Here is a 19,829-nt window from a genome sequence, read left to right as displayed (position 1 = left end):
AATGGCTTTTAATATGCAAGTAAAGAGGTTATAAGTTCATATTTATAAGTGAAAAAACGATTAAAATTATAATAATTATGCCAGCTATGATACTGATAACTGCCAGAGGTCCATGTGATGAACTGTCATTAGAAGTGTCAGGTAACTGAGTATGAAAGGAGTTATCTGAAGACTTTGGCGGAAAATAATAATTGTTATTGGCATAGGTTTTTCTTTGTTCTGCTTTTTTTAAATGTGAGAAAGGATCATTTTGATTTATGATTCGATCATAAAATGCATTTGTAAATTCCAAATCAGCTTCTGTGCTGAATGGAGCGTCTGAGGTATCATGGGCTATTTGATTTCTGACCCAGCGGATATGCTTCAACATTTTATAATCTTTTTCCCAATTGGTAACTGTATACTGCGCCTGAGGAGTTTTATCCATTTGCTGAATATATTCACTAACACCATTTTGGCAGTTGAGAATATCTCTGCAAAGCCGGTCAAGACGTTTATAAGCTTCAAAAAAAGTATTATCTCTCTGATTCAAATTTATCCCCTGTTTTTTACATCAATAGTAGGTGTTTGCTAATGGCATTGTAGTTATCAGTTATTACTTTGTCAAGAATTTTTATATATCTTCTTGTGAAATGTCGTTGCAGATTTTAGCGAGATAAAGTATAATTAATATACATTTTGCAAAAACACAGAAGCGTGCAATGCATAATTTATATGAATGGAGGATTATTATGAAGCTATACGACGGTGGCGTTTACCTTGTAAATGGCAGTGACATTGTTGAAGAAAGCAAGTTTGATCAGCCGGTATCCAGAGAAGACGCAGCAAAGAACACCATGGCATATGATATCCTGGAAGCACACAATACTTCCGGAAATATGCAGAAATTACAGATCAAGTTTGATAAGTTAACATCCCATGATATTACTTTTGTAGGAATCATCCAGACAGCACGTGCTTCAGGACTTGAGAAATTCCCGATCCCATATGTGCTGACAAACTGTCACAACTCTCTGTGTGCAGTAGGCGGAACAATCAACGAAGATGACCACATGTTCGGACTTACCTGTGCAAAGAAATATGGCGGAGTATATGTACCTCCTCATCAGGCAGTCATCCATCAGTTCGCACGTGAGATGCTTGCAGGCGGCGGCAAGATGATCCTGGGTTCTGACAGCCACACCCGTTATGGTGCACTTGGTACCATGGCCATGGGCGAGGGTGGCGGTGAGTTGGTTAAGCAGCTCCTTTCCCAGACTTATGACATCAATATGCCGGGCGTAGTTGCAATCTACCTCAAGGGACAGCCGAGACCGGGCGTAGGACCGCAGGACGTTGCTCTGGCGATCATCGGCAAGGTATTTGCCAATGGATACGTTAAGAACAAAGTTATGGAATTCGTAGGACCTGGAGTTGCAGGTTTAAGTGCAGACTTCCGTATCGGAATTGACGTTATGACAACAGAGACAACCTGTCTTTCTTCTATCTGGCAGACAGATGAGACCATCGAAGAATTCTACGAGATCCATGGCAGAAAAGAAGACTACAAAGAACTCAAACCGGGCAAGGTTGCATACTATGACGGCTGCGTAGAGGTTGACTTAAGTGAGATCAAACCGATGATCGCAATGCCATTCCACCCAAGCAATACCTATACTATCGATGAACTCAAAGAAAACCTCTATGACATCCTTGATGATGTAGAGAAAAAGGCTCAGATCAGTCTCGACGGCAAAGTTCCATATTCTCTCAAGGACAAAGTCGTTGACGGTAAACTTTATGTAGAGCAGGGAATCATCGCCGGATGTGCAGGCGGCGGATTTGAGAATATCTGTGCAGCAGCAGACATCCTCCGCGGAGCAAGCATCGGTGCAGACGCCTTTACACTCAGCGTTTACCCGGCAAGTACACCGATCTATATGGAACTTGCAAGAAACGGTGTCCTGGCTGACCTCCTTGCAACAGGGGCAGTTGTCAAGACTGCTTTCTGCGGACCGTGCTTCGGTGCCGGAGACACACCTGCAAATAATGCGTTCAGTATCCGTCATACAACGAGAAACTTCCCGAACCGTGAAGGTTCCAAGGTCCAGAACGGACAGATTTCTTCCGTTGCACTTATGGATGCGAGATCCATCGCAGCAACAGCAGCAAACAAAGGCTTCCTGACTTCCGCAGAAGAATTTACCGGAAGCTACAGACATCAGAAATATTTCTTCGACAAAACAATTTATGAGAACCGTATCTTTGACAGCAAGGGCGTTGCAGATCCAAGCGTTGAGATCCAGTTCGGACCAAACATCAAAGACTGGCCGGAGATGCCTGCGCTGGCAGAGAACCTTGTTCTCAAAGTTGTTTCTGAGATCCATGATCCTGTTACAACAACAGACGAGCTGATTCCTTCCGGTGAGACTTCCTCTTTCCGTTCCAATCCGCTTGGACTGGCAGAGTTCACTCTTTCCAGAAGAGATCCGGAGTACGTTGGACGTGCCAAAGAGATCCAGAAGGCACAGAAGGCGATCGAAGCAGGAGAATGTCCGGCAGAGGCAGTTCCGGAACTGAAACCGGTTATGGAAGCTGTTAAGAAACAGTTCGCAGATATCAGCAAAGAAAACGTCGGAGTCGGAAGTACGATCTTCGCTGTAAAACCTGGTGATGGCTCTGCACGTGAGCAGGCCGCTTCCTGCCAGAAGGTTCTCGGCGGATGGGCAAACATCGCAAACGAGTACGCTACCAAACGTTACCGCTCAAACCTTATCAACTGGGGCATGCTTCCATTCCTGATCCCGCAGGGAGAGCTTCCGTTTACCAACGGTGATTTCCTGTTCTTCCCGCATATCAGAGAAGCTGTTGCTGATAAAGCCGACAGCATCACCGGATATGTAGTCAAAGAAGACGGACTTAAGGAGTTCCAGGTAACACTCGGAGAACTGACCGATGACGAACGTGAGATCATCCTCAAAGGATGTCTGATCAACTACAACAGAAAATAAGACTGGTTCTGGCACCCCACATACAGAACCAACCCCTGTTTGTGCAGTCCCGCAGGATGGCTTACCACAGCCTCCCGCGGGACTGCTTTTTGTATGGAAGAGGAGTTTTATAATATGTTTAAATTATCAGAAAATAATAAAAAATACACACAAATAAAACAAGAATAATATTATAAACACGAAAAATATACAATAAATTAAAAAATAATCGAAAAATGTGTTGACAAATACACTATACAGTGCTATTATAATGACATCAAAAGAAAACAAAAACAAAACACAAAAGAAACTCATTCAATTCATAGTATAGAGAACATGAAAGGAATGAAAATCAAAAGAAAGGCAAGGGTGATACCGTTGGGACAGTAGTTACTAATCACAATCAATATAAGAAGTGATAGGAATCGAGTTTCCTGCAAGAAAGACCTGATACATATTAGCCCATTAATTTAAGAAATAATCATATTCTTAGAGAAGAAAGATGAAATTTACAGCCTGGTGAACAGGACTTCATGAAAAGAAATGATCGTTTATCATAAGTATTACAGGTATATAGAATCGATTACTTATATTGAATAACTATCACGCACCTGATACAGAGACTTTCGAAAATGTGTAAAGAAACATTTTTGAAAAAGTATAACTCCTTATTTTAGAGCATCGTCTGGAAGCAGAGATCCAGAGAAGCTTGAAGATAAATAAGCAAGATACTTTGAGATGCATATAAGATTTATTCTAATATGGATTGAAACTTTGCATCAGAAGAACATCTCCTCACAACAGATGTTAAGAAGAGATTATAAGGAATCTTATTTCAAAGGAAAACAGTTTGAAATTTAAGAAGTTAAGTTTGGAGCTGCTCTAATCCAATGAAAAAGAATATCCTAAGTTTCTCAATAAATTATAATTCGTAGATTATAATTTAAAATCTATAAACTTTCTAAATAGACGAAGTGATAAAAATCGTATCGTTTATGAGCAGGGAATAAAACAATCGCAACCACAAATCAAGACATCAATATGATATCGAAATTAATATAAAAACTAAATACAGAGAATTGGATCAGAGATATATGATGTAGATATATCACAGGAATTCAATTAGCAAACAAGACGATAAGTTTTGAAAGAACTAAGAGGTTATTAAAAATTGAATAGTGAAGAGTGTTAAGACGACCATCCTTTTATAAATAATTCGCGAAGAATAAATAGAAGTGATGGTCGTCTTACGTGTTGTATGTTATACTCTCCTCAAAAGGAGAGATTTTTTATGCAAAGTTTTAATATACAGGATTGTATTCTTTATGAAGATAAGGATATTCTGGTGTGCCATAAACCGGCGGGCGTTGCCGTGCAGAGTGCCCGCTTTGGAATGGCAGATATGGAAAGCAGCCTTAAGAATCATCTGGCACTTAAGACACCGGGCAAGATGCCGTATCTCGGGATCATACACAGACTGGATCAGCCGGTAGAGGGCGTTCTGGTATTTGCAAAAACGCCAAAGGCTGCCGCCGAACTGAACCGACAGATCACGTCTAAAACTGTCACAAAAGAATATCTGGCAGTAACCGCACAGCTGCCAGAGGAAAAGCAGGGGCATCTGGAAGATTACCTCAAAAAAGATAACCGGACAAATTCTTCCTCCGTGGTCACTCCGAAGACTCCCGGAGCAAAGAAAGCCAGCCTGGATTACAGTATTCAGGAAGAAATCAAAGACGAACGCACCGCAACAGGAAAAAGAATCCTTGTTAAGATCATCCTGGATACAGGACGACATCATCAGATCCGTGTGCAGATGGCTCACAAAGGCATGCCGCTCCTTGGAGACCGGAAATATAACGCCGCAGATAAGTCTGACCTTCCGTTAGGATTATGCTCCTGCCATCTGGCTTTCCGCCACCCGGCAAACGGAAAAAAAATGGAATTTAAAGTCACACCGAAAGGTGAGACATTCAAAGGCTTTTTGACACTGTAAAGCATATCAGCAAGAATGTATTATTTTCCGCTCAAATAATGAAAAAACTATGAAATCTATGGACGCAAAAAAGAAAATGTGTATAATGTAAAAAAGAAGCGCATTTGTATGAAGTTTGGATTAAGAAAAGAGGGAAAATAATGAGAAAAGCGGCTGCAGCCGGAATTATCCTTGCTGGTGCCATACTGGTGGCAGGGGGACTCGACAAAGAAAGCGGTTCTGAGAATTTTGTAGCGGATGTGCAGGCAAATGACGAGACAACACAGACAGAGGAAGAGACAGATTCAGATCCGGAATCAGAGGAAGAAGCTGCACTGGCAGCACAGATCGATACTTCTGCACCCGTAACGAAGGGAAGTAGAATTGCAGTTGTAAGTAAGAGCGTGGATGGTGAGTACTGGAAGGCACTTCATTCCGGTATGGAAGATGCGATTAAGGATGTCAATGCGGCATACGGTTTTACATCCGATGACCAGATCACGATGACCTTTGAAGGCGCAAGTGATGAGCAGGATGTGGAGAAGCAGGTTAATACACTGGATGCAGTTATTGCAGAGAATCCAACGGTATTATGTCTTTCAGCAGGCGACGAGGATTCCTGCCAGGCACAGCTTGAGGCAGCCAGAGAGAATGACATTGCAGTAGTAGCTTTTGACTCCAATGTAAGTGACAGTGATATGATCGCCGTTTTCCGCGGAACAGATAATGTTTATGTAGGAAAGATGGCGGGAGAGAAATTAAGCGATGCGATCGGAAAAAGCGGTAAAGTCGCAATTTTTTCCGCTCAGGAGAAGACAGAGAGCTCTAAGAAACGTGTAGAAGGATTCAAGGAAGCTCTCGCAGAATGTCCGGACATTACAGTTGTTCAGGAATTATATACAGATCAGGTGGATGACATGAAAACTGCCATGGAAGATGCTCTTCGGAGATATCCGGATCTGGCAGGCGTGTTCTGTACGAATGCAGATGTATCTGATCTTTATCTCGATATTGAGAAAGCAGAGGGTACAGCACCGGTCATGGTTGGAGTGGATGCAACTACCAAACAGCAGGACGCAGTTCGTAATGGTTCAGAGGCAGGCATTGTTTCACAGTCCCCGTATCAGCTGGGATACCAGACGATCCTTGCAGCCGTACAGCTGACCGTTCCGTATGAGGAAGTTTCCAGCGGTCTGGAGAAATTTGTATACTATGATCCTGTATGGATCGATACCACGAATCTGGATGCTCCAGAGTACAGCTCTTATCTGTATGGGAAATAAATTAACCTGTTGTGCTATTTCAAATAAAACGTTTAAAACTTGTAAAAACCGCAAAGAATCCCTGTTATTATTGATAAATAAATTTTTTAGAATATCAATTCTTTGATTTTTCCAAGTTCGCAGGTTTCGCCGAAAATACTGTTTAATGCAATGCAGAGGTTGTATGCCAATACTTTATAATGAAGCAAGAACAATATGTTCATAGAAATGGAATCAATCCGTCAGTATATAGAAAGTCAGGGTGAGAAAAATAAACCGGGCAGTAAAAATAAGGATCTATCCAAATAAAGAGCAGATAATTCAGATAGAGAAAACAATCGGCTGCTGCCGTTTTCTTTATAACCAGATGCTTGCAGATAAGATCAGTCATTACCAGAAAGAAAAAAAGATGTTGAAAAATACACCGGCCGGATATAAAAAAGAATATCCATGGCTGAAAGAAGTAGACCTTCGAACCGCATATCGTATCCTGCCCGTACTTTACCGTAGATAAGCTCGTTCTCGACGGACGGCACGTCAAAAAAGTGTTCGGCGAGATCGACAAGACTTCCTTCGTAAGCATTCTCGTCATGGAAGGAAAAGGTACGATCCGCGATAAGGAAGAAACCCTGACTTTCAAAAAAGGAGACAGCCTCTTTGTCACAGCCAATATCGGTGAGTATGAACTGGAAGGTGCTTTTGAGGCACTTGTAACGACCGTATAACATCTTGCCTGATATAACTATATATAAAACTTCAAATTGAAATCCCAATTCCTGCAAGGACAGTTCACATCGGACTGTCCTTGTGTTATAATAGATAAGTTAATGAAAATGGAGGAGGAAAATCTTTTGAAAGAAAGAGAAACATTTGGATCAAGACTTGGATTCATCCTGGTTTCAGCAGGATGTGCAGTAGGTCTTGGAAACGTATGGAAATTTCCGTACATGACAGGTAAGTACGGCGGTGCCGCTTTTATCCTGATCTATCTTGGCTTTCTTGTACTGCTTGGACTTCCGATCCTTGTAAGCGAATTTGCAGTAGGACGAAGCAGCAGACTGAGTACGGCAAGAGCATTTCACAAACTGGAGCCGGAAGGTTCTAATTTCCATAAATACAGCTATATGGGAATGATCGGTAACTACATGCTGATGATGTTTTATACGATGGTTGCAGGATGGATGATGTACTATTGTTATGTTATGGCAACCGGGAAACTGAGCGGAGCTTCTTCCGAAGAAGTGAGCAGATTTTTCTCAAATCTGATGACATCTACAGGAACGATGACCGGATGGATGATCGCAGCGGTCCTGCTGGCATTTGGTGTATGTTCCCTGGGACTTCAGAACGGAATCGAGCGTATCACTAAGATTATGATGATCTGTCTGCTGGCACTGATCGTTGTACTGGCAGTTCACTCCGTAACACTGGATGGAGCAATGGAAGGTGTGAAATTCTACCTTGTACCGAATCTTGACAATATCCGCGAGGCAGGAATTGGAAATGTAATCTTTGGGGCACTGTCACAGGCATTCTTTACTTTGAGTATCGGTATCGGAGCGATGGAGATCTTCGGAAGCTACATGGGCAAAGAACGTACCCTTGCAGGAGAAAGCATCAACATCCTGATCCTGGATACCTTCGTAGCACTGATGGCAGGACTTATTATCATTCCGGCGTGTTTTTCATTCAATGTAGAGCCGGGAGCAGGTCCGGGACTTGTGTTCATCACTCTGCCAAATGTGTTCAATCAGATGGCTGGCGGAAGACTCTGGGGAGCACTGTTCTTCCTGTTTATGTCTTTTGCGGCACTGTCTACAGTAATTGCAGTATTCGAAAATATCCTGTCCTTTGCAATGGATCTGTGGGGATGGAAACGCAACAAGGCTGTTGCATTTAATATCGTTCTGATCATTATCCTTTCCATGCCGGCAATCCTTGGCTTTGGACCATGGTCCGGAATCCAGATCCTTGGTGAAGGAACAACTATCATGGATCTTGAGGACTTTATTATCTCAAACAACATCCTGCCGCTTGGATCTGTAATATTCGTGATTTTCTGTACATCTAAGAACGGATGGGGATGGAAGAATTTCCTGAGAGAAGCCAACACAGGAAAAGGAGCGAAATTCCCGGCATTCATCAGAAATTACATGCTGTGGGTGATCCCGGTCGTTGTAGCGATCATTTATCTCAAAGGTTACTATGACATGTTCCAGCCAAAGGGAAATGCTTATCTGATCCCATGGATGATCGTTGGTATTGCCATGCTGGCACTGACAGGATGGATCTCATTCGGACACAGCAAAAAGAAATAAGATACCACGGAACAATCCGTAAGTATCGCAAACAATAAGAATTAAGAGGAGGCACAAGTATTATGATAGCAGAAAAAATGAAACCTTTCGTACAGAACAATTCAGCAATCCGTATGATGTTCGAAGAAGGAAACCGTCTCCGAGCAAAGTACGGTGCGGACAAAGTCTATGACTTCAGCCTTGGAAATCCAAGTGTTCCGGCACCGGACTGTGTACGCGAAGCAATCATAGATCTTGTAAACAACGAAGAACCGACTGTCCTTCATGGATATATGAGTAACGCCGGGTTCGAGGATGTCAGAGAGACGATCGCACAGTCTCTGAACCGTCGTTTCGAAACTGCTTTTTCTGCACATAATCTGATCATGACTGTTGGTGCTGCCAGTGGCCTGAACGTGATCCTCAAAACGATCCTGAATCCTGGAGAGGAAGTGATCGTTTTTGCACCGTATTTCCTGGAATATGGTGCATATGTCCGCAACTATGATGGCAAGCTTGTGGAAATCTCACCGAACACAGAGACCTTTCAGCCGAACCTTAAAGAACTGGAAGAAAAAATTACAGTCAACACTCGTGCAGTGATCGTAAATACACCGCACAATCCGACAGGTGTCGTTTATTCCGAGGATACTATCAAAGAACTTGCAGCGATCCTGGAGAAAAAACAGCAGGAGTTCGGTTCTGTGATCTATCTGATTTCTGATGAGCCATACAGAGAGCTGGCTTATGACGGCGTAGAAGTTCCGTATCTGACGAAATACTACAAGAATACGGTTGTAGGATATTCCTACAGTAAATCTCTGTCTCTGCCGGGTGAGCGTATCGGTTATCTGGTCATTCCGGATGAGTTGGAAGACAGCGCAACCGTCATCACAGCAGCAGCGATCGCAAACCGTGTACTCGGAAGTGTCAATGCACCGTCCCTGATGCAGAAAGTCATCCAGAAATGCGTAGACGCAGAAGTAGATGTTGCAGCTTATGACAGAAACCGTCTGGCACTTTACAATGGACTGACAGAATGTGGATTTGAGTGCATCAAACCACAGGGAGCTTTTTACCTGTTCGTGAAATCTCCGATCGCAGATGAGAAACAGTTCTGTGAGGCCGGCAAGAAATACAATATCCTCATGGTTCCGGGAAGCTCCTTTGCCTGCCCGGGATATGTGAGGCTGGCATACTGTGTTTCCTATGAGACGATCCAGAATTCCCTTCCGGAGTTTAAGAAACTGGCTGCGGAGTATGGACTGGGCAAATAATCCACATGAAACAACAAAAGAATGACAAAAAAATAACAATATAAAACACTATTTATACAGGATTTTAGATAAAACCACAAAAACAGGAGCCCCTCTTGTAGAAATACAAGGCAGAGGCTCCTGTCTACGTTTACATGGCATTATATCAGATCTTATCAATTTTCTTGCGGATCGCCAGCATCTTCTGATCGAGCTGGCTGATCATAGAGGCACATTGCTGCAGTTCCTCATTGATAACGGCAGCCTGTTTCTGACCTCTCTTATAACGGAGCTGGTGGTCGAGGTTTGCCCAGTAATCCATTGCAGCCGTCCGGAGCTGAAGCTCCAGTTTGACCCATTGATTCTCATTCTGGAATGGAATTGCGATCTCCAGGATCAGATGCAGGCTCTGATAGCCGGATTTCTTGGGCTGCTTGATATAGTCCTTGATCTTGATGATGCGGATGTCCTGCTGTTTCTGGATCAGGTCAGCCACCTTGTAGATATCGTCCACATAAGCGCACACAGCACGGACCCCGATCAGGTCGTTGATCTTCTCCACTGCCTGCGCGAAATTCATATCGAGGCCTTTTTTCTGCATTTTCTTGCAGACACTGTCGTAGCTCTTGAGTCGTCCGGTCTTCATCTGTATGTAGTTTCGTCCGGTCTTCATCAGCAGAAAAGTGTTGATGATATCGATCTTGGTCATCATAAGATTGATGGCACATTGTCCCTGGATGCTGAACTCGCTGTCGGTCAGCATATTCTTTAATAGTTCTTTCTTTTTCAATTTCTGTCTTTCTTCCTCTAATTGTATCAGTGTGAATGTTTCTGGTTCTGTTACCCGTATTGCATTACCGCTTCCCATTAGAATACTCCTTCAATAATAAATCTGTAGATTGATCATGTTAAAAGAAAGTAAAACAGAAGAGAAGCGCAGAACAGGGAATAGTTCTGTGTCATCTCTTATCCTCTAATCTATGCAGGATAAAATAGGAATATGACAATATATTCTGGTGCATTATTCTATTATATACAAAATAACTAATTTATACAGAGAAAAACAAAAAAACTTATATAAAATACCATATGAAAATAAATTGCAAAATAAGTGACCATAAAATATAATAAACATATACAAAAATGCCCCGGGCATAGTTGTGTAAATTACATAAAAAGAATAAATAAAAAGGGATTTAGTGGATTTTTTAGGTGGTTAAAATATATTGACAAATGATTAACAATCTAATATAATAACCTCATCAGCAAGATTGATAAATAATTAACGTTAATTCATTAACACACACAACCATCAAACACACTACTAAAACCAGAAAGAATCAAATCACAAGAGGAAAACAGGAGGATTCAGAAATGGCAAAGAAAGAAACCCACATCCCGGCAATTATCGACACTCCAGAGGCACTTGAAGCCAAGATCGCTGCGATGAAAGAAGCTCAGAAAATTTTTGCTACCTATACTCAGGAGCAGGTAGATAAGATCTTCAAAGCAGCCGCAACAGCAGCAGACAAAGCCCGTATTCCGCTTGCAAAAGCAGCCGTTGAAGAAACAGGAATGGGTATCGTAGAAGATAAAGTCATCAAGAACCATTACGCAGCAGAGTACATCTACAATGCATACAAAAACACCAAGACCTGTGGTGTACTGGAAGAAGATCCGGTTTATGGAATCAAGAAAATTGCAGAACCGATCGGTCTGATCGCAGCAGTTATCCCGACAACAAACCCGACTTCCACAGCAATCTTCAAAACCCTGATCGCTCTGAAGACAAGAAACGCAATCATCATCAGCCCACATCCACGTGCAAAAGGAAGCACTATTGAAGCTGCCAAAGTTGTTCTTGAAGCAGCAGTAAAAGCAGGTGCTCCGGAAGGAATCATTGGCTGGATCGATGTACCAAGCCTTGAGCTTACAAACCTCGTAATGAAGGAAGCTGACATCATTCTTGCAACAGGTGGTCCTGGAATGGTTAAAGCAGCATACTCCTCCGGAAAACCGGCACTTGGTGTTGGAGCCGGAAATACACCGGTTATCATCGACGACACAGCAGATGTCCGTCTTGCAGTAAACTCCATCATCCATTCCAAAACATTTGATAATGGTATGATCTGTGCTTCTGAGCAGTCCGTAACTGTTCTTGAAGGCATTTACAAAGCAGTAAAAGAAGAGTTCCAGTACAGAGGATGCTACTTCCTTAAGAAAGACGAAATCGAAAAAGTAAGAAAAACAATCCTGATCAACGGTGCACTGAATGCCAAGATCGTTGGACAGAAAGCAGCTACGATCGCTGAGATGGCAGGAGTTACTGTTCCGGCAGAAACCAAGATCCTGATCGGTGAAGTAGAATCTGTAGATATCAGCGAAGAGTTCGCACACGAGAAACTTTCTCCTGTACTTGCAATGTACAAGGCAAAAACCTTCGACGAAGCTATCGCAAAAGCAGAACAGCTGGTAGCTGACGGTGGATATGGACATACATCTTCTCTGTACATCAACGTAAATGAGAAAGAAAAGATGGCAAAACATGCAGCAGCAATGAAGACCTGCCGTATCCTGATCAACACTCCATCTTCTCAGGGTGGTATCGGAGATCTCTACAACTTTAAACTCGCTCCGTCTCTGACACTTGGATGCGGTTCCTGGGGTGGAAACTCTGTATCTGAAAACGTTGGTGTTAAACACCTGATCAATATCAAGACTGTTGCTGAGAGGAGAGAGAACATGCTCTGGATGAGAACCCCGGAAAAAGTTTACTTCAAAAAAGGCTGCCTGCCGGTTGCTCTTGATGAGCTGAAAAACGTGATGGGCAAAAAACGCTGCTTCATCGTAACTGACTCCTTCCTTTACAAGAATGGATACACCAAGAAGATCGAAGACAAACTTGACGAAATGGGAATCGTTCATACATGCTTCTCTGATGTAGAACCAGACCCGTCCCTCGCTTCTGCAAGAGCAGGTGCTGCAGCAATGCGTGCATTCGAACCAGACTGCATCATCGCAATGGGTGGTGGATCCGCAATGGATGCTGGTAAGATCATGTGGGTTCTCTATGAAAACCCGGATGCAGACTTCGATGATATGGCAATGGACTTCATGGATATCCGTAAGAGAATCTATACATTCCCGAAAATGGGTAAAAAAGCTTACTTCATCGCCGTACCTACATCTTCCGGTACAGGTTCTGAGGTAACACCTTTCGCCATCATCACAGACAAAGAAACAGGAATCAAATGGCCTCTGGCTGACTACGAACTGTTACCGGATATGGCGATCGTAGATACAGACAACATGATGAGTGCACCAAAAGGACTGACAAGTGCTTCTGGTATCGACGTTATGACACATGCTCTTGAGGCATATGTATCCATGATGGCTTCTGACTACACAGACGGTCTTGCACTCCGTGCAATCAAACTGGTATTTGATTATCTGCCAAGAGCATACAGAAACGGAAACGATGTAGAGGCAAGAGATCATATGGCAAATGCTTCCTGCATGGCTGGTATGGCATTTGCAAATGCATTCCTCGGAGTAAACCACTCCCTGGCTCACAAACTGGGCGCTTTCCATCACATCCCGCACGGTATCGCAAACGCTCTGGTACTTACAGATGTTATGCGCTACAATGCAGCAGAAGTTCCGGCTAAGATGGGTACTTTCCCGCAGTATCAGTATCCGAAGACACTGGCTCGCTACGCAGAGGTTGGCCGTTTCGTAGGACTGACAGGAAAAGATGACAAAGAAGTATTTGAGAAACTTCTGGAGAAACTCGAAGAACTCAAGAAGATCATCGAGATCAAACCTACCATCAAAGATTACGGTGTAGACGAGAAATACTTCCTTGAGACTCTTGATGAGATGAGCGAGCAGGCATTCAACGACCAGTGTACTGGTGCAAACCCGAGATACCCACTCATCGCAGAACTCAAAGAAATCTACCTGAAAGCTTACTATGGTAAATAATTAAAACGATATATTTTCTTCCATAAAATATAAATAATATAAGCGGCGATTGCCCCGGCATTACAGGAACGTAGTGCCGGGGCAGTTGCTTTATGGCAGTTAAGATTTGTTTAAGATTTGCGCGGACAAATTTAAGACTTTGTGTGTTGAAAAGAAAGAACACGAATGTTACAATAAACACCAACAGATATGGTAAAATCAAACAAAAACCACATACATCTTATGTGGAACAAAGGAAGCGTTAAGCTTCAGGGGGCATGATTATTGAAACAGAATGAAAACACAAAATACGTGAAACTTGGAATTACAGGTGCAGCAGTCCTGGCGTTTGGATTTGCGATCATGTATATCCTGAACCAGAGCCAGAGTATCGCAGCAGGAATCCGCGTGATCTTTAATATCCTGAAACCATTCCTGTATGGCGCACTGATCGCCTATATCCTTGCACCGATGTGCAACCGGATGGATGACAGATTCCTGAAATGGTGTCCAAATGCAACTGAGAAACAGAAAAAGGGAATGAAGTTTCTTTCCATTGCAATAGCGATCATATGTGCAGTGACTCTCGTAGTTCTGCTGATCCTGCTGATCTTACCGCAGGTATGGGACAGTACGATCAAAATCATCCGTATCCTTCCGGCACGGCTTGCATACTGCAATCGTATGATAGATCAGGTGCTCCAGGATCAGCCGCAGCTTCAGGCATATTTTAATCATTTTTCTTCACAGATTGAAAGTGGTCTGAATGACATTCTGAGTGCGAATTCCAGTATGATGCAGACAATTCAGGGGATTATAGGGAATCTTACCGTACAGTTGATTGAAGTCCTGAGTGTATTCAAGAATATGTTCCTCGGATTTTTGATTGCAGTATATCTCCTTGCCAGCCGCAAACTGTTTGGCGCACAGGCGAAACTTCTCCTGTATGGTATATTCCCGAACAAATGGGCACAGATCATCGAGGAAGAAGTCCATTACACAGACAAGATGTTCAATGGATTCTTTGTTGGCAAGATCATCGACTCTGCAATCATCGGTGTGATCTGTTTTGCAGGGACAACGTTGTTGGGATTTGAATCTGCAGCGTTTATCAGTGTTGTCATCGGTGTGACGAACATCATACCGTTTTTCGGACCTTTTATCGGTGCAATCCCGTGTGCATTACTTCTTCTTCTTGACAACCCGTGGCAGGCATTGTATTTCCTCATCTTTATCGTGATTCTTCAGCAGGTAGATGGAAATATCATTGGACCGAAGATCCTCGGAAACACAACAGGCGTTTCCAGCTTCTGGGTGCTGTTTTCTATTCTTCTGTTTGGCGGATTATGGGGACTTGTGGGAATGGTCATTGCGGTTCCGCTTTTTGGCGTACTCTATGATATTATCAGGAAACTGACAAACAGAGGACTTCAGAAGAACCACAAAGAAGACATGAGAGAAGAATACGATAATAGCTTCCACAAGCCGGAACCACCGAAGGAAAAATCTTCCGAGCCGAAACTTTCCAGAGAGAAACTTCTTGAGGCAAAGGTTCAGCTTCTGAAGAAAAAGAAACAACAGAAACATTGATTCAAAGTAATTAAGAACTGATTCAGGTGCAGTCTCGTGATGCCCGCCGGATCAGTTCTTTTCAGAAATGGAAGGAAAAGGAGAATGAATATGACGAAAGAAGAACTGAAACAACTGCCAAAAGTAGAGCTGCACTGTCATCTGGACGGTTCACTCAGCAGAGAATTTATAGAGAAAAGACTTGGAAGACAGGTCAGCCAGGAAGAACTTACAGTTTCTGACGACTGTACGAGTCTTGCCGAATATCTTGAGAAATTTGACATCCCGGGCCGATGCCTCATGGACGAACAGGGACTTGCGGAAGCCGGTTATGATGTACTTCGCAGCATGAGCCAGGAAAATGTCTGCTATGCAGAGATCCGTTTCGCTCCGCTGTTCTCAGAGACAGAGGATATGAACTGCAGCAAAGTGATCGAAGCACTTCTTAGTGGTCTGGAACGCGGCAGGAAAGATTTTGGAGTAGAGTACGGAGTACTCACCTGTGCAATGCGCCATCATAGCGAGGAAGAGAATTATCGTATGCTCAAGGCGGCAAGGGAATATCTCGGTTCCGGTGTATGCGGAGCAGACCTTGCTGGAGCAGAGGCAGTATATCCAATGTCGGAGTTCATGGAACTGTTTACAAAAGCGGGGAAACTGGGGATACCTTTTACTCTCCATGCAGGAGAATGTGGAAATCCTCAGAATATCATAGATTCTGTGCAGGTCGGAGCAAAGAGGATCGGACATGGTATCGCCATGCGTGGTCATAAAGAACTTGAGAGAGCACTTGCAGAGAAAAACATAGGAATCGAAATGTGCCCGATCAGCAATCTCCAGACAAAAGCAGTCAACAGTACCGCAGAATATCCGCTCCGTGAATTCCTGGATGCAGGACTGAAGGTATCGATCAACACCGACAACCGGACAGTCAGCAATACAAATCTGACCAAAGAACTGGATTTCATCCAGAGAACCTACGGGATCCGTGATGAAGAACTTCCGCTCCTGATGAAGAATGCAGTGGACATAGCTTTTGCAGCAGATGAGGTGAAAGCAGCACTGTACCGGAAACTGGGAATCCGGTAAATTTCAGGTGTGACTGCCGATAATTGAATTTTTACAAATAAACCCGCCCTGAGCCGTTAAAATGTTACGACTCAGGGCGATTCTTTTATTGCTCTGTATATCAGGGAACGCCAGCGGCGTGTCCTGTGATTTACTCTTACTGCTTACGGAATGCAGCACGTTTTCTTTCTCTGGGATCAAGAATTCTCTTGCGGATACGAAGGCTTGATGGTGTAACCTCAAGAAGCTCATCCTGGTCGATAAACTCGATCGCCTGCTCAAGACTGAGAACCTTAGGCGGTGTCAGTTTCAGAGCTTCATCGGCGGAAGAGGAACGTGTGTTGGTCAGATGTTTGGTCTTGCAGACATTCAGTTCGATGTCTTCAGCTTTACCATTCTGTCCGATGACCATACCGCTGTATACTTTTTCGCCAGGTCCAACGAAAAGTGTCCCACGGTCCTGTGCGGAGAACAGACCATATGCAACAGCTTCACCTGCTTCGAATGCGATCAGGGAGCCCTGTTTACGGTACTGGAAATCTCCTTTGTATGGAGCATATCCATCGAAGGTTGTATTCAGGATACCGGTACCCTTGGTGGAAGTAAGGAACTCTCCACGGAAACCGATCAGTCCACGGGACGGGATATGGAATTCCAGGCGGACAGAACCATCGCTGGCTGTGCTCATTCCCTGGAGTTCACCTTTACGCTCGCTCAGTTTCTGGATAACGGTACCGGAGAATTCTTCCGGAACATCAACGTAAGCGATTTCCATTGGTTCAAGTTTCTTGCCGCGTTCGTCTGTGTGATACAGAACTTCCGGTTTACTTACTGCGAATTCATAACCCTCACGGCGCATGTTCTCGATCAGGACAGAAAGGTGAAGTTCACCACGTCCGGAAACCTTGAAACATTCGGTAGTTTCAGTATCTTCTACACGAAGGCTGACATCTGTATTGAGCTCACGGTACAGACGGTCACGCAGATGACGGGAAGTGATGTATTTACCTTCCTGTCCTGCAAGCGGACTGTCGTTTACGAGGAAGTTCATGGAGATCGTAGGCTCGGAGATCTTCTGGAATGGAATTGCCTCCGGGTTGTCGCCGCCGCAGAGAGTATCACCGATATGGATATCTTCGATACCGGAGATCGCTACGATGGAACCTACAGATGCTTCTTTAACTTCAACTTTGTTCAGTCCGTCGAATTCATAAAGTTTGCTGATCTTGACTTTCTTGCGTTTGTCAAGGTCGTGATGGTTCAGAAGGGTAAGTTCCTGGTTTACTGCGATCTTACCGTTCTCTACTTTACCTACACCGATACGTCCTACATATTCATTGTAGTCGATGGTGCTGATAAGAACCTGTGTGTCAGCTTCCGGATCACCTTCCGGAGCCGGGATATATTTCAGGATTGTCTCAAACAGCGGAGCCATATTCTCCGGTGTATCTGCGAGGTCAAGAACTGCATGGCCTGCTTTTGCAGAAGCATACAGGAACGGGCAGTCAAGCTGCTCGTCAGAAGCTTCAAGGTCCATAAGAAGTTCCAGAACTTCATCGATAACTTCATCAGGACGTGCTTCCGGACGGTCGATCTTGTTGATGCAGACGATAACGTGCAGGTTCAGCTCCAGAGCTTTCTTCAGAACAAATTTAGTCTGAGGCATAGCACCCTCAAAAGCATCTACCAGAAGAATAACGCCATCGACCATTTTCAGTACACGCTCTACTTCGCCGCCGAAGTCTGCATGACCTGGGGTATCGATGATGTTGATTTTTACTCCTTTGTAGTGGACAGCAGTGTTCTTGGACAAAATAGTAATTCCGCGCTCACGCTCAATGTCATTGGAGTCCATGACACGTTCCTGAACTTCCTGGTTTTCACGGAATACACCGCTCTGCTTCAGAAGCTGGTCTACCAGGGTGGTTTTGCCGTGATCGACATGGGCGATAATGGCTACGTTGCGTACATCTTCGCGTTTGATATTCATAAAAATCGAAATCCTTTCTTTTTTCTTCTATATTAATGTGTTTTTTCCATGATACGACATTCCAGTTTACCACATTTTTCGCAGATTACAAGGTGTTGAGAAAAATTTTTTTTAAAAGTAGTTCTAAATCTGCATAAGCCTTCATATTCATAGTTCTATAAAAAACAAAATACCCAAAGAGGAAGGAGAACTATTTATGGCAGACAAAATCATTGAAAACAATCAGGTATCGATCATGGGAAAAATTGATACAGGCTTTACATTCAGTCATCTGGTGTTTGGCGAGGGCTTTTATACAATGGAGCTGATCGTCAAGCGTCTGAGTGATTCTGAGGACAGGATCCCGGTCATGGTGTCAGAGCGTCTGATCGATGTCACACAGGATTATATAGGAGAGTATATTGAAATCCATGGACAGTTTCGTTCCTATAACCGCCATGAGGAGAAGCACAATCGACTGGTGCTCTCTGTCTTTGCGCGTGAAGTGAAGTTTGTGGAGGAGGACGATGAAAATGTTCCGGTCAACCAGATCTTTATGGATGGCTTTATATGCAAACCGCCGGTTTACCGCAAGACTCCTCTTGGAAGAGAAATTGCAGATATCCTGCTGGCAGTGAACCGGCCTTACGGAAAATCAGATTACATACCATGCATCTGCTGGGGCAGAAATGCGCGATATGCTTCGGCGTTTGCAGTAGGCGGACATGTACTTCTGTGGGGCAGGATCCAGAGCAGGGAATATATGAAGCGTATCGGTGAGAATCAGTCCGAGAAGCGCATAGCGTATGAAGTATCCGTGAGCAAGTTGGAGTACGTAGATTAGGAAATATCTGGGAAACGTCCGGAGGACAGATACAGCTTGCTTTTTTGCCGGAACTGAGGTAAGATAAAACCATTAATGCAAGGATTAGTTTTACCAACGTTAAGAGGAAGTAGTTATGGAAAGAGAATTAACAGAAGTATACTGTGGAAACGGAAAGGGCAAGACCGCACTCGCGATCGGACAGAGCATCCGTGAAGCGGTGCAGGGCAAGAGTGTGATCGTTATCCAGTTCCTGAAGGGATGTGAGAAGCGTTCACTGGATTTTCTGGAGGATCTGGACAATCTGGATTTCAAGATTTTCCGTTTTGAAAAGAGGGACTGCTGTTATGAACAGCTCACTGAGGAAGAGAAAGCGGAGGAGAGATCCAATATCCTCAACGGATTGAATTTTGCCCGCAAGGTTGTTGTGACACAGGAATGCGATTTTCTTTTGCTTGATGAGATTCTGGGACTTCTGGATCGTGGGATCGTCACGGTAGATGCCATTATAGACATTCTGAAACAGAAGGACGAGTCCATGCATATAGTAATGACCGGCTGGAATTTTCCGGAGGAACTTAAGCCATATGTGGATACGATAACCACACTGAATTCCGAGGAAGTCCATCACTCCTGCGAACAGCAGTGAGCATCCGGCAGATTATCAGAATATATTAA

Annotated in this window: 15 protein-coding genes; 12 read left to right on the top strand and 3 right to left on the bottom strand. The window is 43.7% G+C overall.

Annotated features, from left to right (window positions below):
- Positions 1 to 28: 28 nt before the first annotated feature.
- Positions 29 to 532 carry a DUF6548 family protein gene (locus tag QZL69_RS04800; protein ID WP_022214092.1) on the bottom strand — a complete coding sequence of 168 codons (504 nt, stop codon included), beginning with the start codon at positions 530 to 532 and terminating at the stop codon, positions 29 to 31.
- Between the two features lie 199 nt (positions 533 to 731).
- Between QZL69_RS04800 and QZL69_RS04795 the strand changes: the two genes are divergently transcribed.
- The 7 genes from QZL69_RS04795 to QZL69_RS04765 all read left to right on the top strand — a co-directional run bounded on the left by QZL69_RS04795 (position 732) and on the right by QZL69_RS04765 (position 9,780).
- Positions 732 to 2,990: a hydratase gene (locus QZL69_RS04795; protein ID WP_022214091.1), complete on the top strand. Its 2,259-nt coding sequence runs from the start codon at positions 732 to 734 to the stop codon at positions 2,988 to 2,990.
- A gap of 1,270 nt (positions 2,991 to 4,260) precedes the next feature.
- The gene (locus QZL69_RS04790) at positions 4,261 to 4,965 is read left to right on the top strand and encodes an RluA family pseudouridine synthase (RefSeq protein WP_022214090.1); all 705 of its coding nucleotides are present in this window, start codon (positions 4,261 to 4,263) and stop codon (positions 4,963 to 4,965) included.
- 140 nt (positions 4,966 to 5,105) lie between these two features.
- Positions 5,106 to 6,227, top strand: coding sequence for a substrate-binding domain-containing protein (locus tag QZL69_RS04785; protein ID WP_022214089.1), 1,122 nt, complete (start codon positions 5,106 to 5,108; stop codon positions 6,225 to 6,227).
- Between the two features lie 241 nt (positions 6,228 to 6,468).
- The gene (locus tag QZL69_RS04780; protein WP_291518369.1) at positions 6,469 to 6,720 is read left to right on the top strand and encodes a helix-turn-helix domain-containing protein; all 252 of its coding nucleotides are present in this window, start codon (positions 6,469 to 6,471) and stop codon (positions 6,718 to 6,720) included.
- A 31-nt stretch (positions 6,721 to 6,751) separates the two neighbouring features.
- A complete protein-coding gene (locus tag QZL69_RS04775; RefSeq protein WP_118251849.1) occupies positions 6,752 to 6,931 on the top strand; it encodes a hypothetical protein in 180 nt (59 codons plus the stop codon).
- Between the two features lie 102 nt (positions 6,932 to 7,033).
- Positions 7,034 to 8,524 (top strand): sodium-dependent transporter, encoded by a 1,491-nt coding sequence (locus QZL69_RS04770; RefSeq protein ID WP_420314286.1) that lies wholly within the window; start codon positions 7,034 to 7,036, stop codon positions 8,522 to 8,524.
- Between the two features lie 62 nt (positions 8,525 to 8,586).
- Complete coding sequence (locus tag QZL69_RS04765) at positions 8,587 to 9,780, top strand: pyridoxal phosphate-dependent aminotransferase (protein WP_022214086.1); 1,194 nt, start codon at positions 8,587 to 8,589, stop codon at positions 9,778 to 9,780.
- A 145-nt stretch (positions 9,781 to 9,925) separates the two neighbouring features.
- Here QZL69_RS04765 and QZL69_RS04760 read toward each other — a convergent pair whose 3' ends face one another.
- Positions 9,926 to 10,627, bottom strand: coding sequence for a GTP pyrophosphokinase (locus QZL69_RS04760; RefSeq protein ID WP_022214085.1), 702 nt, complete (start codon positions 10,625 to 10,627; stop codon positions 9,926 to 9,928).
- 506 nt (positions 10,628 to 11,133) lie between these two features.
- On the opposite strand from QZL69_RS04760, the gene adhE reads away from it, so the two are divergent.
- The 3 genes from adhE to add all read left to right on the top strand — a co-directional run bounded on the left by adhE (position 11,134) and on the right by add (position 16,380).
- Positions 11,134 to 13,743 (top strand): bifunctional acetaldehyde-CoA/alcohol dehydrogenase, encoded by a 2,610-nt coding sequence (adhE, locus tag QZL69_RS04755; RefSeq protein ID WP_022214084.1) that lies wholly within the window; start codon positions 11,134 to 11,136, stop codon positions 13,741 to 13,743.
- 264 nt (positions 13,744 to 14,007) lie between these two features.
- Complete coding sequence (locus QZL69_RS04750; protein WP_022214083.1) at positions 14,008 to 15,312, top strand: AI-2E family transporter; 1,305 nt, start codon at positions 14,008 to 14,010, stop codon at positions 15,310 to 15,312.
- Positions 15,313 to 15,402: 90 nt separating this feature from the next.
- Complete coding sequence (add, locus tag QZL69_RS04745) at positions 15,403 to 16,380, top strand: adenosine deaminase (protein ID WP_022214082.1); 978 nt, start codon at positions 15,403 to 15,405, stop codon at positions 16,378 to 16,380.
- A gap of 136 nt (positions 16,381 to 16,516) precedes the next feature.
- On the opposite strand, the gene typA is transcribed toward add, so the two are convergent.
- Positions 16,517 to 18,349: a translational GTPase TypA gene (gene typA / locus QZL69_RS04740; protein ID WP_022214081.1), complete on the bottom strand. Its 1,833-nt coding sequence runs from the start codon at positions 18,347 to 18,349 to the stop codon at positions 16,517 to 16,519.
- Positions 18,350 to 18,545: 196 nt separating this feature from the next.
- On the opposite strand from typA, the gene QZL69_RS04735 reads away from it, so the two are divergent.
- Together QZL69_RS04735 and QZL69_RS04730 are read left to right on the top strand one after the other, a co-directional pair.
- Positions 18,546 to 19,172, top strand: coding sequence for a single-stranded DNA-binding protein (locus QZL69_RS04735; RefSeq protein WP_022214080.1), 627 nt, complete (start codon positions 18,546 to 18,548; stop codon positions 19,170 to 19,172).
- Between the two features lie 115 nt (positions 19,173 to 19,287).
- The gene (locus QZL69_RS04730; RefSeq protein WP_022214079.1) at positions 19,288 to 19,800 is read left to right on the top strand and encodes a cob(I)yrinic acid a,c-diamide adenosyltransferase; all 513 of its coding nucleotides are present in this window, start codon (positions 19,288 to 19,290) and stop codon (positions 19,798 to 19,800) included.
- Positions 19,801 to 19,829: the final 29 nt, after the last annotated feature.

This window comes from Blautia sp. CAG:237, assembly GCF_000436615.1.
Taxonomy (GTDB): Bacteria; Bacillota; Clostridia; order Lachnospirales; family Lachnospiraceae; genus Blautia_A; species Blautia_A intestinihominis.
The sequence above is the reverse complement of the archived record's forward strand: the minus strand, read 5'-3'. Positions and strand labels throughout refer to the sequence as shown.